General features: G+C 51.1%; 11 protein-coding genes. 7 read left to right on the top strand and 4 right to left on the bottom strand.

The genetic code is table 11. The annotated features are described in order from the left end of the window. Nucleotides 1-49 precede the first annotated feature (49 nt). The 4 genes from fruB to BGL48_RS09710 all read left to right on the top strand — a co-directional run bounded on the left by fruB (nt 50) and on the right by BGL48_RS09710 (nt 5,489). Nucleotides 50-1,219: a fused PTS fructose transporter subunit IIA/HPr protein gene (gene fruB, locus BGL48_RS09725; RefSeq protein ID WP_069362448.1), complete on the top strand. Its 1,170-nt coding sequence runs from the start codon at nt 50-52 to the stop codon at nt 1,217-1,219. Beyond that, complete coding sequence (pfkB, locus tag BGL48_RS09720; protein WP_069362447.1) at nt 1,216-2,172, top strand: 1-phosphofructokinase; 957 nt, start codon at nt 1,216-1,218, stop codon at nt 2,170-2,172. The genes fruB and pfkB overlap by 4 nt, the downstream gene beginning before the upstream one ends. Before the next feature lie 27 nt (nt 2,173-2,199). Beyond that, nucleotides 2,200-3,927 carry a PTS fructose transporter subunit IIBC gene (gene fruA, locus BGL48_RS09715; protein ID WP_069362446.1) on the top strand — a complete coding sequence of 576 codons (1,728 nt, stop codon included), beginning with the start codon at nt 2,200-2,202 and terminating at the stop codon, nt 3,925-3,927. Nucleotides 3,928-4,052: 125 nt separating this feature from the next. Next, on the top strand, nt 4,053-5,489 hold the full coding sequence (locus tag BGL48_RS09710) for an IS1182 family transposase (RefSeq protein ID WP_069362445.1): 1,437 nt from the start codon (nt 4,053-4,055) through the stop codon (nt 5,487-5,489). Between the two features lie 113 nt (nt 5,490-5,602). Here BGL48_RS09710 and BGL48_RS09705 read toward each other — a convergent pair whose 3' ends face one another. From BGL48_RS09705 to BGL48_RS09695, 3 genes are all read right to left on the bottom strand, one after another. Next, nucleotides 5,603-7,051 (bottom strand): glyceraldehyde-3-phosphate dehydrogenase, encoded by a 1,449-nt coding sequence (locus tag BGL48_RS09705; RefSeq protein WP_069362444.1) that lies wholly within the window; start codon nt 7,049-7,051, stop codon nt 5,603-5,605. A 405-nt stretch (nt 7,052-7,456) separates the two neighbouring features. Then, nucleotides 7,457-8,143, bottom strand: a complete 687-nt coding sequence (locus BGL48_RS09700; protein WP_069362443.1) for a DUF3334 family protein — start codon at nt 8,141-8,143, stop codon at nt 7,457-7,459. Nucleotides 8,144-8,271: 128 nt separating this feature from the next. Further along, entirely contained in the window at nt 8,272-11,415 is a 3,144-nt protein-coding gene (locus tag BGL48_RS09695) for an ATP-binding protein (RefSeq protein ID WP_069362442.1), read from the bottom strand. Between the two features lie 350 nt (nt 11,416-11,765). On the opposite strand from BGL48_RS09695, the gene BGL48_RS09690 reads away from it, so the two are divergent. The 3 genes from BGL48_RS09690 (at nt 11,766) to nagK (ending at nt 14,009) form a co-directional block, all read left to right on the top strand. Then, nucleotides 11,766-12,110: a DUF3802 family protein gene (locus BGL48_RS09690; protein ID WP_069362441.1), complete on the top strand. Its 345-nt coding sequence runs from the start codon at nt 11,766-11,768 to the stop codon at nt 12,108-12,110. 122 nt (nt 12,111-12,232) lie between these two features. Continuing rightward, complete coding sequence (locus tag BGL48_RS09685; protein WP_069362440.1) at nt 12,233-12,982, top strand: tRNA-uridine aminocarboxypropyltransferase; 750 nt, start codon at nt 12,233-12,235, stop codon at nt 12,980-12,982. A 124-nt stretch (nt 12,983-13,106) separates the two neighbouring features. Further along, entirely contained in the window at nt 13,107-14,009 is a 903-nt protein-coding gene (gene nagK / locus BGL48_RS09680) for an N-acetylglucosamine kinase (protein WP_069362439.1), read from the top strand. Nucleotides 14,010-14,053: 44 nt separating this feature from the next. Here the strand turns inward: nagK and BGL48_RS09675 are convergent, their stop codons facing one another. Beyond that, nucleotides 14,054-15,136, bottom strand: coding sequence for a ketoacyl-ACP synthase III (locus BGL48_RS09675; protein ID WP_069362438.1), 1,083 nt, complete (start codon nt 15,134-15,136; stop codon nt 14,054-14,056). Nucleotides 15,137-15,187: the final 51 nt, after the last annotated feature.

Raw genomic sequence — 15,187 nt, 5'->3', positions numbered from 1 at the left:
ACGACAACATCAACCCGTGCCGCGGCACTGAAAAAAGAGGAATGACCTCATGTTGGCACTCAACGCACACGATATTCATATGCAGCAACACGCGGCGTCTAAGCACGAGGCTATCAAAGCCATGGCCGCAGCACTCACCCAAAAAGGGCTAGTTGAAGCGGGCTATCAAGACGGAATGCTGGCGCGTGAAGCCCAAACCAGTACCTATCTGGGCAACGGTATTGCCATCCCGCATGGCACAACGGATACCCGCGATCAAGTTAAACAAACAGGGGTACAAGTGTTTCATTTTCCCCAGGGGGTTGACTGGGGAGAGGGAAACCTCGCTTACGTGGCCATTGGTATCGCCGCCAAATCAGACGAACACTTGAGTATCTTACGTCAGTTGACGCGTGTGCTGTCACAAGACGGCATCGAGCAACAATTAAAAACGATATCGGGATCAGAACAACTGGTTACCTTACTCAATGGGCAAACGGCCGATACTCAGGCCTTCACGTTTAGCAGCGACATGGTGTTAACCGGCTTTCCAGCGTCAGATATCACTACCTTGCAAGCCGTGGGCGCGGGGTTGCTCAAAAACCATCATTGTTTAAATAGCGATGGCGTCAGCCACGCTGTCGCGGGCCAGCCGGTGCACCTTGGTGAAGGGCATTGGTTGCTCGGTGTGGGAGACGGTGTACTGCAGACCGGGATGTCGGTGGTCATGCCCGCGACGTCACTGTCTCACCAATCCCAGTCGGTCAGTGCGCTTTGGTGTGTCGCAGCCAACAACCGTGCGCATCTTCCTGTGCTTAATACTTTGATGCAATGGAAGCTTGATAAACAACTGGCGGCATCCGGCCGTTACTCGCCACAAGCGCTGGTTGATGCGTTGTCTGCTGAACCCGCCCCCGAACAACCTCATACAGAGGCGCCGTCTGAAGCGCTCACCGCAGAGGGGTCAACAGGCCTGTATACGGTGACGAATGCGCATGGTTTGCACGCTCGTCCTGGGGCGATGTTGGTCAATACAGCGAAAAAATTCAGTGCTGATATACAGGTTGCCAACGCGTCCACCCAGTCTGCGCCTGTTAACGCAAAAAGCTTGATGAAAGTGATCGCGCTTGGGGTGAAACATGGGCACCAGTTACAGTTTTCCGCCCAAGGAAGCGACGCCGAACAAGCGATTGCGGCTCTGGGTGATGCCATTAAAGATGGGTTGGGAGAGAACGCATGAGTGCCATTCTGACCGTAACCTTCAATCCCGCACTCGACATGACAGGCTCAGTCAGTGCGTTGCAGCCTGGTGATGTCAATTTGGTGCAAAACTATACACTGCACCCGGCGGGAAAAGGCGTCAATGTCGCACGTGTCTTAACGGATTTGGGCGCGACGGTCGCGGCGTCAGGCTTTCTTGGTGCAGATAACCAAGACCCGTTTGCTCACCTTTTTACCGAGCACGGCATTGCCGATCACTTTTTGCGTGTGCCGGGCGTTAGCCGCACCAACGTCAAGCTGGTTGAAAAAGCGGGACGTGTCACTGATTTGAATTTTCCTGGTATGGCGGTTGAACAGGCCGATATTGAGGCATTGACGGCACGCTTGCTCAGTCTGGCTGAGCACCATGAGTGGATCGTGCTAGCGGGCAGTTTGCCACCTGGTGTCTCGACCGAGCAGTTGACCACTTGGATCACCACCTTGCGCGATGCAGGGAAAAAAGTGGTTGTCGATACCAGCCAGCACGCCTTACGCGCCGCCGTTGAGGCAACACCTTGGTTGGTAAAGCCTAATGAAGCAGAACTGGCGCAATGCCTCAACGCGCCCATCAGTAATGAGCAAGCCGTGTTGCTGGCGCGCGGCGAGCAATTGTTTAACCAAGGGATCGCGAATGTGGTTATTTCTCGCGGCGTAGACGGGGTGCTCTGGCGCGATAAGGAAGGCTGGCTTAAGGCTGTGGCACCGGCGCAATCGGTGGTGAGTACCGTTGGGGCCGGGGATTCTTTAGTGGCAGGGCTGGTATCAGGATGCCAGACCGGCCTCAGCAAAGAAGCGGCGCTGTGTCGCGCGGTCGCTATCTCTGCGCTCGCGGTTACCCAAGTGGGGGTCGGGGTGCGCAATGATGAAGACGTGAACCAATTAATCGAAAAAATCAGCGTGTCGCCTGTTGAGCTGTCAGTGCACGCGGAATAAAACCAATCCATGAGTGGGGTAAAAGGTATGAATCTGGTGATTGTGACGGCGTGCCCAAGTGGCGTCGCCAATACCGTTATCGCGGCGGGCTTGTTAGAAAAGGCTGCCGAGGTAAAAGGATGGACGGCACAGATCGAGTGTCAGTCTAGTGTGCAACCAACACAGGCGGTATCGACTGCTGATATTGAAAACGCTGACCGTGTTCTCTTGGTCGGTGAGCCAAAAGAGTCGGCTCGCTTTAACGGCAAGCCTGTCTATCAAGCAAGCTTGAATGAAGTGATGGCCGATACCCAAGCGGTATTGGATGCCGCCGCGAATCATGCACAGCCGTATCACGCGCAGACGCAAAGCGAGAGCAGCACCGTCAGCATCGTGGGTATTACGGCGTGTCCTACCGGTGTTGCGCATACCTTTATGGCGGCGGAAGCGGTTGAAGAAGCGGCTAAAGCGAAAGGTTATCAGGTCAAAATTGAGACACGTGGCTCGGTAGGTGCGAAAAATGCATTAACAGATCAGGAAATTGAAGCCGCGGATCTCGTGTTTATCGCCGCAGATATTGAGGTTGATTTGAGCCGATTTGCGGGTAAACGTTTATATAAAACCAGTACGGGCATGGCGCTGAAAAAAGCATCGCAGACGCTCGATGATGCGCTTGCTAACGCTGAGGTCTACCAAACAACGCAAGCGAGTTCATCGAACGCCAGTGCTAACCAAGGCGAACGTACCGGTGTCTATAAGCACTTGATGACAGGCGTATCACATATGTTACCACTGGTTGTGGCCGGTGGCTTAGCTATTGCGCTCTCATTTGTATTCGGGATTGAAGCTTTTAAAGAGGAGGGAACACTTGCAGCCGCACTGATGGAAATTGGTGGTGGTAGTGCGTTCGCGCTGATGGTACCGGTACTGGCCGGGTTTATTGCCTTCTCAATTGCGGATCGCCCGGGTCTGGCACCAGGCTTGATTGGTGGCATGCTCGCCGCGTCCACCGGCGCTGGGTTTTTAGGGGGCATACTGGCGGGGTTTATCGCCGGCTACAGTGCTAAGTTTGTGGCAGATAAAGTCAGCTTGCCGGCTTCAATGGAAGCCCTTAAACCCATTCTCGTGATCCCTTTATTAGCCAGTTTGTTTACCGGTTTGGTGATGATCTATGTCGTGGGCGGGCCTGTCTCTGTCGCCATGGAAAGCCTGACCAGCTTCTTGCAGGGGATGAACTCAACGAACGCAGTAATCCTAGGCGTGGTATTGGGTGCGATGATGTGTTTCGACCTTGGCGGTCCGGTCAACAAAGCGGCGTATACCTTTGGCGTCGGCCTGATTGAGAGTGGTACCTATATGCCGATGGCAGCGATCATGGCGGCCGGTATGGTGCCGGCGCTAGGGATGGGACTATCAACCTTCTTAGCCAAGCGTAAATTTAATGATGCCGAGCAAGAGGCGGGTAAAGCATCGTTTGTGCTCGGGCTATGTTTTATCTCGGAAGGGGCGATTCCCTTTGCGGCTAAAGACCCAATGCGAGTGATCCCATCTTGCATCGCAGGTGGTGCGCTGACAGGCGCAATCTCTATGTTGATTGGGGCAAAATTGATGGCACCACACGGTGGCCTCTTCGTGTTGTTAATCCCCAATGCCATCAGCCCTGTGTTTATGTATCTGGCAGCCATTGCTGCAGGTACGCTAGTAACTGGTCTGGTATATGCGGTGCTTAAGCCCGTCAGCCAACCCTCACCGTTGACGGCGGCCGAGCAATCCTAACCTTATATTGAGTCGTTAACACGCAATAAAAAAGGCCCATTCGGGCCTTCAGACTGCTGACAAAGGTCTAGCTTTCGAGCTAGACCTTTGATCTAATAGGAGTGTCGCAATAGGGATGCTCCGGTATGCTTCAAGAACCTTCTCCACACCAATATGAACTTGAAATGGTGACGATGGAACAACTTGTTCCCAAAGACCATCTTGTTCGTAAAATCGACCGTGCCATCGACTTCGAGTTTATTCGAGATGAAGTCGCCCACCTTTATTGCAAAGATAATGGCCGTCCACCCGTTGACCCCGTTCGCTTATTTAAAATCATCCTGCTTGGCTACCTCTTCGGCATCAAAAGCGAGCGCCAGCTTGTTAAAGAAATTGAAGTCAACGTTGCTTATCGTTGGTTCTTGCGTATGTCGCTGACAGAGAAGGTCATCCATGCGTCCACGCTGAGCCAAAATCGTATTCGTCGCTTTAATGGCACGAATGTCTTCGAACGCATATTCAACCATATTGTGGTTCAAGCCATGGAGAAGGGCTTAGTCGCAGGGCAAGAGCTGTATACCGATAGCACACACCTTAAAGCCAGTGCGAACAAAAATAAGCATGTGAATAAACTGCGCCCGGTGAGCGCCGGCGCTTACCTAGAGATGTTGGATGAAGACATCGCCTGTGACCGCAAAGCAGAAGGAAAAAAGCCGTTCAAGGACGCGCCATTAAAAACGGACGTCAAAAACACAAAAGTGAGTACGACTGACCCTGAAAGTGGTTTTATGACCAGAGATAATAAGCCCCAAGGCTTCTTCTATCTTGACCATAGGACCGTTGATGGTAAGCACGGTATCATCGTCGATACGTATACAACCCCAGGGAATGTCAACGACTCACAACCGTATATCCGTCGCCTTGACCACACACTCACGCAATTTAACCTCAATCCTATTGCCGTGGGCATCGATGCTGGCTACTTCACGGCACCGGTTGCCGAATCCTTAGAGCGTCGCAGCATTCTTGGCGTATTCGGCTATCGTCGCCCTTCTCGAACGAAGAATACGTTCAAGAAAAAACACTTCACATACGATAAGAAAACCGACACATATCGCTGCCCCAAAGGGCAAACGCTTATCTATAAAACAACCACAAGAGCCGGCTATCGTACTTATCACTCAGACCCAAAGCAGTGTGCGTTCTGTCCGGTTAGAAACGACTGTACGCAAAGTAAGACCATGCAAAAGGTCATCACGCGTCATCTTTACAATGATGCAGTCGAGCGTGCCAATGAAATGCGACTGTCTCGTTATGGCAAAAAGATATACAAGCGACGAAGTGAGACTGTGGAGCGAAGCTTCGCCGACGCTAAGCAGCATCATGGACATCGCTACGCACGCTTCCGAGGGCTTGCAAATGTGCAAATGCAATGCTGGCTGGCGGCGGCGGCTCCAAACATCAAGAAGATAGCGTTAGTGGTGAGCTATCTAAGAAAATGTGGCTTTAACATGGCGGATATAAGGCAAATACTGGCTTCTATCCGCCAATTTAGGCGTTGGTCGGTAACGACCACTCTCTAACAAAAAATATCGCGATCGCGGCCTACGGCCGCTTATCAAAAAGAACCCCGCCTAAAAAGGCGGGGTTCGTCAGCAATCTGAAGGCCCATTCGGGCCTTTTCGTTTTGGATGTCTTAAGAAAGTGCTTCTGGCGCTGGAACCATGGGATAGCGCACTCCCATCATTTGCTCCATACAGTGTACTACCTGACAGCTATAGCCGAACTCGTTGTCGTACCAAATGTACAGCACGCAACGGTTGCCCTCGGCGATGGTTGCTTGGCTATCCACCACACCGGCAAAGCGTGATCCCACCAAATCACTCGATACTAATTCGGTCGACTGAGTAAAATCAATTTGCCCCGATAGCGGCGAGTACAAAGCGACGTCTTGTAAATAGGCGTTGATTTCATCCTTGTGAGTGGGGTTATCTAAATTCAGGTTAGCAATAGCCATAGAGACGTTGGGCGTGGGCACACGCACTGAGTTACCGGTTAATTTACCTTTAAGCTCAGGCAGTGCTTTGGCAACAGCACTCGCGGCACCGGTAGACGTGAGTACCATATTCAAAGACGCAGAGCGGCCACGGCGATCGCCTTTGTGATAGTTATCAATCAGGTTTTGATCATTGGTAAACGAGTGAACAGTCTCAATGTGTCCGCCATCAATACCAAATTTATCGTGCATGGCTTTGAGCACCGGGGTAATGGCGTTGGTGGTGCAGCTAGCGGCAGAGATAATTCGATCATCGTCGTTAATCACGTCATGATTGACACCGAATACCACATTTTTAAGATCGCCTTTGCCCGGCGCGGTGAGAAGGACTTTCTTAGCGCCTTTGCTGTCAAGGTGTTGACTCAGGCCTTCTTCATCCCGCCACATACCTGTGTTATCGACCACCAATGCGTCATGAATACCGAATTGGGTGTAATCGACGTCCGTTGGGTTATTGGCATAAATGACTTGGATGAAATTACCATTGGCGATCAACGCGTTGCGCGACTCATCAACGGTAATGCTGCCATTGAACGGGCCGTGAACAGAGTCGCGACGCAGCAGGCTGGCGCGCTTTTCCAGGTCGCCTTCTTTTCCGCCACGCACCACGATAGCGCGTAAACGTAAGGGGTAGCCAGGACCGCTTTTTTCAATCAGTAAGCGTGCGAGTAAGCGACCGATACGACCAAAGCCATACAGTACCACGTCTTTCGGATCAACACCGTTGCCTGTCCCTAGCAAATGCCCAAGCTGGCTATGAAGAAAATCAGGAATGCCATTTTCACTGTCATGCTGTTGCCAGTATGTCCAGGCGAGCTGACCGATATCGATTTTACTGGGAGCAAGATCCAATTCAGCCATCACTTCGATTAATGGCAACGTCTGGCTGGGCGATAAGGTGCCCCCCGTATAGCGACGCGCCACGCGGTGTGCCTTAATGATATCAATGGTACTCGCATTGATCAGTTGACGACCGAACAGTTGGATTTCGACGCCTTTTTGGCGATAAAGCTGGCTAAGCAGCGGATACATGGTTTCAGAGTGAGTTTGACTGGTTTGCCAATCGAGTAGGTAGCTTTCTGGACTCATGAATCGACCTTTTTCACGAATGATAGTGGGTGGGCAGGGTGCCCAGTAGGGTATTTGGCTGATCGTTGCCAGCCTTTTGATTATGCCGCGCAGTCTAAATGATGCGGCATTATTCACCTACTAAAAAAAAGTGGGTAGTGATAAGGCGTTATGACGGTGAGAGGTGGGGGAACGACGGCCACGATATCTATCAAGTGCGATCAAGGTTTTAACTTATATGAAACGAATCACATTGGGCACATATAACTGTGAATTGCTTCGCTCGTTGAATTATCTTAATAATTAGCAAGAAAAAAGTCAGTGGACGAAAAGAAAACACAAGCCACTCGGATCGTTGCCGAGAGGCTATGATAACTCGCGAGTCACTCGTGTTTCTGTCTTAGCGAAAGTCAAAAGAGGGAGACGTTAAATCCCTAGCTCATCAAGTAAGTCGTTGCTTCCGCTGTCTTTTTTATCGTTTTTGTCGTTAGATTTTTCTTCTAATTGGCGAACCGTTTCTGCTTCCAGAATGGAATCAGGATCAACTTCTTCCCCTTCTTCAAAGTCTTGAAGCTGGATAAATTCGGTACGTTCCATGGCAAGCTCAAGATAGAAGATATTGTTGTGCTCAGTGGTAAAGCTCACGCGGCGCGCCTGTGGCTTGTCGATGTTGCTATCCACTGACACGGTAAGATTTTTGTTAACCGCCATCATCTTCGGTTGGTTTTGGGTGATCGAGGTTTGGATTGAGCGCTTAATCTTGCCGGTGAAATCGCCAATAATCTGGTTCATGAGTTCACCGAGCACATCACCCACTTCATCTGCGGTGTGTAAGCTGGCCAACTCTTCTTCGGGGATCCCCATATGCTGCATGTAATTGCGGTAGATTTCTAACGCCGCGGCGGAGGAAAAGTTGATCACAACAAGCCCAGAGAAGCCACCATCAAACAGTACAAAACAGCCGAGGTCAGGCTTGAGACTGGTTTTGGCAATCTTTTGTACCATCGCAGCATGGTGCACGGGAGAGTCAGTCGCTTTGGTTAATACTGCCGTGGCGGACTGACACAGTTTGAGCAGAATGTCCTCGGAGGTGACTACTTTGGTTTTTCTCATTATTCACTACCGTCATGGTTGATAACACTTACTGTCAGTGTGGCACTGGATTGCGCAATTTGTACACCGATTTTCTGGATATCCGGATAAGGGATCACATTCATCCGTCTGTGATTGCGCCTATTCGATCATTGAGAGGCGCGAGGTAGTACCGCTAGCAACTGATCCAGTGCGGTGTTGATACGAGTTAGTGCCTGAATGAGTCCCTCTGTTTGCTGCTGGTTAGCGGCTTGCTCGGCCTCAAGGCAGGCTTGATGAAGGGCTGTTGCACCAATACTGCCTGCGGCAGATTTTTGTTTGTGTGCGGCCTCTTTTAATGCTTGCCAATGTTCAAAAGGCGGTTGCGAGTGCGCGAGGGCGCGTAGGCTAGGGACGCTACGTTTAAGGAAAACATCGACAATATCTTGATAGGCCTGTTGCTGCCCGCCATATAAGCGCTCAACCACCGTTGGATCAAGTACATGTGGCTCTTCGGCGCTGGCTGTCACAGGGGGGGGCGTCGACCTTGTCGTGGTGTGAGGACGGTTAATCCAATAGGTTAAGCGTTCGTCAAGCGGATCCAGCTCAATGGGCTTGGTAATGTAATCGTCCATGCCTGCCTCAAAACACCGCGCTTGTTCACCACTGAGCGCATTGGCGGTAATGGCGATAATAGGCACCCAACCGGATGCACCTTGGATCTCGCGTAAAGCGGCGGTGAGCGCATAACCATCCTTGTTGGGCATATGGCAGTCGGTGAGGACAAGATCTACCTGATGGTTCTGATATGCCGCGAGTGCCTGGTTACCATCATCCGCCATCACCACCTCATAGCCGAGGTAATGGAGTTGCTGAGTCAGCACCTGTTGGTTAGTGGGGTTGTCTTCTGCCACTAAAATACATCCACGAGTGCGTTCCGGCTCGCATGTTTTGGCGTCTGCCTCGTCGGGAAGAGGAAGCATTGCGTCAGATTCCGCTAACATACTGATATCAGGGCTCTCAAGGCCAAGGCAGACGCGTAGACCGTGGACCAGACGACGATAGGTTAATGGCGAGGCAAACAGCTCGACAATGCGTTTATCAGGGTGGGTTGCCAGCGATAAGGTATGTTTGAGGGCAATCACATGCTCGACAGCGCGTTCAGTGATTAATGTGCTTGGCTCGGTGTGGGTGGTTATCAATAATCGGTGCTTCGTCGGTTGCTTTTCTGCTTTAGACGGTGCTGAGCCATGGTGATAAGCGATACCCAAGTGCGCCAGATAGCGGCACACTGCGTGATTGAGTGCGTCTTGAGGAATATCCACTTCAACCGATAATTGTTGCGCCTGCTCGCAAGTAATCGGTAAATCGTCAGGTTCTGCTAATGGGTTCACTGTATAATCGATACGCACGGTAAACCGTGTGCCGACTCCCTGCTCACTCTCAATGTCAATATCACCGCCGAGGAGATCGATAATATTCTTACAAATGGCTAAGCCAAGCCCAGAGCCACCAAACTCACGGGTGGTCGACGACTCCGCCTGACTGAATGGCTGAAAGATGGTGTCGACTTTATCAGGCGCAATGCCGATGCCGTTATCGGTGATGGTAAACACCAGCTGGGCTTTTTGCGCGTCTTGGTTATCCATCGCGTCAATATTGACAGCGACAAAACCGGGTTGACGATGCTGGCCGCCGGAGAACTTAATCGCATTGCCAACAAGATTATACAGTATCTGTTTTAATCGGTTGGGATCGCCCACCAGTTGTTCGGGGAGGTCAGGATTAATAAATAGTGACAGTGTCACCTTTCGCTTGTTGGCTTGATGGCTGAGGGTGTCCATCACTTGTTCTACGGTGTCGGACAAAGAAAAGGTGACGCGTTCAAATTGCAGCTTTCCGGCCTCGGTGCGAGAAAAGTCGAGGATGTCGTTAATGATGGAGAGCAAAGAAAGGGCGGATTCACGCACCGTACTCGTCAGGCTATATTGAGATGGCGTTAAAGACGAGCGACGAAGCATATCGAGCATCCCAATCACGCCATTCATTGGCGTGCGGATTTCGTGACTCATGGTCGCAAGAAATTGCGCTTTCGCACGTGATGCGCTTTCGGCGCGCTCTTTTTCGGCCATTAACTGTTCGCGTGCTTGGTTACGAGAAATAATATGCGCGCGAAATATGACTAACCCATTAGCGATTTTGCCGACTTCATCCGTCCGATCTTGAAAATTGCGGGCCGGGGGCGTCATGTCGCCAGCCACAAGTCGCTGCATGGAGTCGGCGAGCTGTGCGATCGGCAAAGTGAATGTACGATAGATATAAAAGTACATTGCGCCACTGACGAATAAGATAAAAACCAGTAAATAACCGAGGTTGAGTTGATTGGAATGGAGTATTGCACGTAAATCAACCATAGACCGAGTTACCACTTTTCCTGTCTCTTGTGCGAACGTAGAGAGCGCATCCTCAAGCGCCTGGTATTCTTGGTCACTCAAGGTTCGCACTGCGGTCATGGCGGCGACTTTGGCACTGGGTTGATAGTTGTTAAAAATAGCGATACCACTGCGCTTTAAACTGGTGAAATGGTGGCGGATGCTCGACAGTTTGTTGAGTGAGTCAGGGTGATTGATCTCGAACTGCGTCAAGGAAAGATAGCGCTCAAAGGTTGCCATATCCTCCATAAAGCGCTGTCGGCTACTTTTTCGCCCATCTAAATACTGATTAAGCTCAGTCAGCATATCGCCATTTTCATCCACCAGTTCATCAAGGTATTGCAACACGGCAAGGTTATCAGGCTGTGTCAACGCTTGTGAGGCCTTTAATTCGGCAATCAGGTTATCGATAGGGCGAACCACATCAATGGATAGCCGCATCACCTGTTTACGCGCCCATTGCTCAGCGACGGGATCAAACTCCGTTAAGACTTTTTGATGAGCGATACGCTGGAAGCGCTCATAAAGCTGGCTGATCAAGGAAAGCCGCTGCTCTGCGTCGGGTTTTACCTCACGAAGGCGCGCCAGTAATTGCTCAAAATCTTGCTGACTTTCTAAAAAAACGGCGAGCGATTCATGACGGCCCATGACATATTTGAGCATGCTGGCATTCATATCACTGGCGGCCCGTTGCATGCGCATGGTGATGATCGCGCTCGGGATTTCTTGATGAGTGGCGCGGCCGACATCACGGTTAACCCGATCTTGCATGATGTAGCTCGAGACTGACAGGCCCAACACCATCAAGGTGATGAACGTCATAATCAACCCAATCTTGCTGACGATACTCTTACCAAATGGGCGAGGGCGATTTACCTTCATGACGATTCCTACATCCTTGTCAACGATTGATTTGGGCGTGATCCGTGTTAAATTGCGCGTTGTGTTGTTTGCTTTCATCACGGTGAAGCCAGACTATACTGCAAAGAGACTGGCGTCAGTCGTTTGTATGATTTGGCCTTGCCGCTCTGCTCTCTCCTTGCTCGAGCTAGAATGAAAGGGAGGGGCGGTGAGAGCAGCCATCGTGTCATAGTACGATGGTTAGTTTATAGTATACAGTACGCTAAGCACTGCGAAGCGTGACTCGCTTTCTAATTTCGCCTTCAAGAGGCGCAAATAGCCGACGGGCACGATACAATAACGATAGTTGAACAGTCTAAGGACAAGTAATCATGGTAGTAGATTCAGACGGGTATCAAGCACTGATCGAACATTTTGCGTTTAATCTCTCTGTGTTTGAAAAACCGGGTGAAGCCATTGGCGATGATACCGTTGCGGATATTGTGCACGATCTAGTCGCCTCTAACATTATGACCATTTGCGAGCAAAATCCTGGGCTTTCGTCTGCATTGCGCTTCACCATATTGCGAGAGGCAGATCGTGTAGTGGAAGATATGGAAGAAGTGCTGGCGGGTCGCTGGGAGCAACCAGTCACCGCCGAGCAGGTTGGCTTTCTCGAAGAGTACGTTGCCCTGGTGAAAAACCTGTTCGATGGTGCCATGGTCGAGTTACGCTAGTGACCCCCTGACGGTAACCGTCTAATGCCTGTATACCCCTTGTACGATTGTGAGCGATCGAGACTGACAGCCAAGCTCAGGTCGGTATACTAGACGGCCCATTGACAACCTTAGATTTTACCATGTCCCCATCCGCTCCGCGTCACGCTATTCATCAGCTTTACTCCGCCCGTTTGGCACGTGCAACGCGTCCCTATCGCGCACGTGGCGCTGGTGTAGACCGCTGTTCAGCATGTATGTTAGTTCGTCATTTCTGTGTGTGTGATTACCGTGCCGCCCGCCAGACCCATGCTGCGTTCATGTTACTGATGTACGACGACGAGGTACTAAAACCGAGTAACACAGGACGTTTGATTGCTGACTGCGTGGCCGATACCTACGCCTTTATCTGGTCTCGCACGCACCCTGATCCTGACATGCTGGCGTTGTTATCCCGCTCAGCTTTTCAACCGTATGTGGTCTTTCCTGCTCAGTACACGACCCCGACGCGCATGACCTCACCGGCACGTCTCCATGACAACGCGAAGCGGCCGCTATTTATCATCATTGACGGCACCTGGCGGGAGGCGAAAAAAATCTTTCGCAAAAGCCCTTGGCTTGATCACTTTCCGGTTTTAAGTATCGAGCCTCAGGCATTATCTCGTTATCGCGTGCGCGATGCTCACGGTGAAAATCAACTGGCAACAGCAGAAGTGGCTGCAGAAGTGCTTGCCGTGAATCAAGAGCGCAAGGCGGCAGAGTACTTAAACCAATGGTTCGATGTCTTTCGTGAGCGATACTTAGCAGGCAAACGACAACAACACCTTGCAGAAGACAATGCGCTGACACGCTTGCTTGATGACCAAACGCTGGCGAAAAATGCCGACACCTGAAAAATTCCGACACCTGAGTGAAACGTCTGGTTGAAAAACAACGAAACTTGGGGCAAATCACGGACTTTTGCCTTGATTTGCTGAATAATCTGGTTAAATAACGACAATTTAAGGTGGCTCAGCCATGTATTACGGCTTTGATGTGGGCGGCACGAAAATTGAATTTGGTGCCTTCGATAAACAACTCAATCGTGTCGCGACCGAGCGTCACCCAACCCCAACGCAAGATTACCCTGCCTTAATCGACACATTAGTGCGGTTGGTGGAAAAGTATGATGCGGAGCTAGGGCAAAAAGGAACCATTGGTATTGGTATCCCTGGCTCTCAAGCAGAAGATGGCACGGTGCTGACGGTCAATGTTCCCGCGGCAAATGGACAGTCTTTGCGAGATGATTTACAAGCACGTGTGGGGCGAGAAGTGCGGATTAGCAATGACGCCAATTGTTTTGCGTTGTCGGAAGCATGGGATGTGCAAGCGCAATCGGCAAAAACCGTTCTAGGGTTAATTTTGGGCACCGGCTTCGGTGGTGGATTAGTGATTAATGGCAAGGTCATTAATGGTAAAAACCAAATGGCGGGCGAAGTCGGGCACATGCGTATGCCGATTGATGCCTGGTTACGGTTGGGTGATAACCCGCCGATGTTTGACTGTGGCTGTGGCAATAAAGGCTGCCTGGACAATTATTTATCTGGGCGTGGGTTTGAACAGCTTTATGCTCACTTTTATCAGCCGTTGCCAGCGATCGAAATCATCGAACAGTATCGCCAAGGTGAGCCGGATGCGGTGGCATTTGTTGACTGCTTTTTTGATGTATTAGCCATGGCACTGGGAGGCGTGTTAACCGCGTTTGATCCAGACATGGTCGTGCTTGGTGGCGGTCTCTCTAACTTTGATGAGCTGTATCAAGCGATGCCTGAGCGCTTACCGGCACATCTGTTGTCTGCGGCTAACGCCCCTGATATTGTGAAAGCGCAGCACGGTGATGCGGGAGGGGTGCGTGGCGCTGCCTTCTTGCATTTAACCTGATGCCAATAACAAAGCCGACGAACGTCGGCTTTGTGTGAGCGATTTTATTCTGGTTTTTTATGCTGACAATGGCGGATGGCGTTGTCGAGTAACTCAAGTGCCGTTTTGTCCGTTGGCGGTAACGCCGCATCAGACTCGGCGATCGGTGTTGTACGCTCGCCCCAACGGATTAATCCTGCGCCCCATGTCAGGCCAGCGCCAAATGCCGCGGTGAGCAGCTGGCTATGTGGCTTAACGGCCCCTTGCTCAACCGCTTCGCACAAGGCGATAGGGATGGTGGCTGCTGAGGTATTGCCATAGCGCTGGATATTAATAAACGCCTTGTCTAACTCGATGCCAGCGTGCTCACATAAGGTTTCGATAATCCGTTTGTTGGCTTGATGCGGCACGACCAGATCAATACCGTCGGCGTTGAGCTGATTCCGTGTTAATACCTGATTTGCCGCTGATCCCATGCCTTTGACCGCACGTTTAAAAATATCACGGCCGATAAAATCAAACGCAAAATAGCCATTATCCGGGTCGAAGCGATCCATTGCCGTCCCGAAAGCGGGGATCGCTAACACGTCACGGCCTGCTGGGTCGCAACCAAGTTGTGCATCAAGTAACCCCACTTCCTGCTCGCTTTTGCTTACCACGACGGCGCCGGCACCATCACCAAATAGCACGGCGGTATCGCGTTTGCTCCAATCCAAATACCAGGTTAAATGCTCTGCGCCGATAATGAGTGCATGCTGATAATGGCCAGCTTGGAGCATCTTGGTTGCGGTCTCTAACCCGTATAAAAAACCGGTACAAGCAGCATTCATATCAAATGCCGCAGCACGAAGTGCCCCCAAGTTGCCTTGCACTTTGGAGGCAATATTAGGGATCAGGGTATCTGGTGAGCAGGTCGCTACAATCAACAGATCGAGCTGGCTTGCTTCAATTCCTGCTGCCGCTAACGCGCGTTGGGCGGCAACAGTGGCGAGCTCAGAGGTTTCGACATGACTCACTCGGCGTGCTTCAATGCCTGTGCGTGAGCGAATCCATTCATCATTGGTCTCTAAAATTGTGCTGAGATCGTCATTGCTCAACACCGCGGGCGGAAGACACTTCCCCCAGCCTGTAATTTCTGCAAATGCCATAGTTAGTTACGGGTTGTTTAGCGTGGCGCTAGTGTAAACCTGAAACTCGGA

The organism is Salinivibrio sp. SS3, from assembly GCF_001722105.1.
Classification (GTDB): domain Bacteria; phylum Pseudomonadota; class Gammaproteobacteria; order Enterobacterales; family Vibrionaceae; genus Salinivibrio; species Salinivibrio kushneri.
The sequence above is the reverse complement of the archived record's forward strand: the minus strand, read 5'-3'. Positions and strand labels throughout refer to the sequence as shown.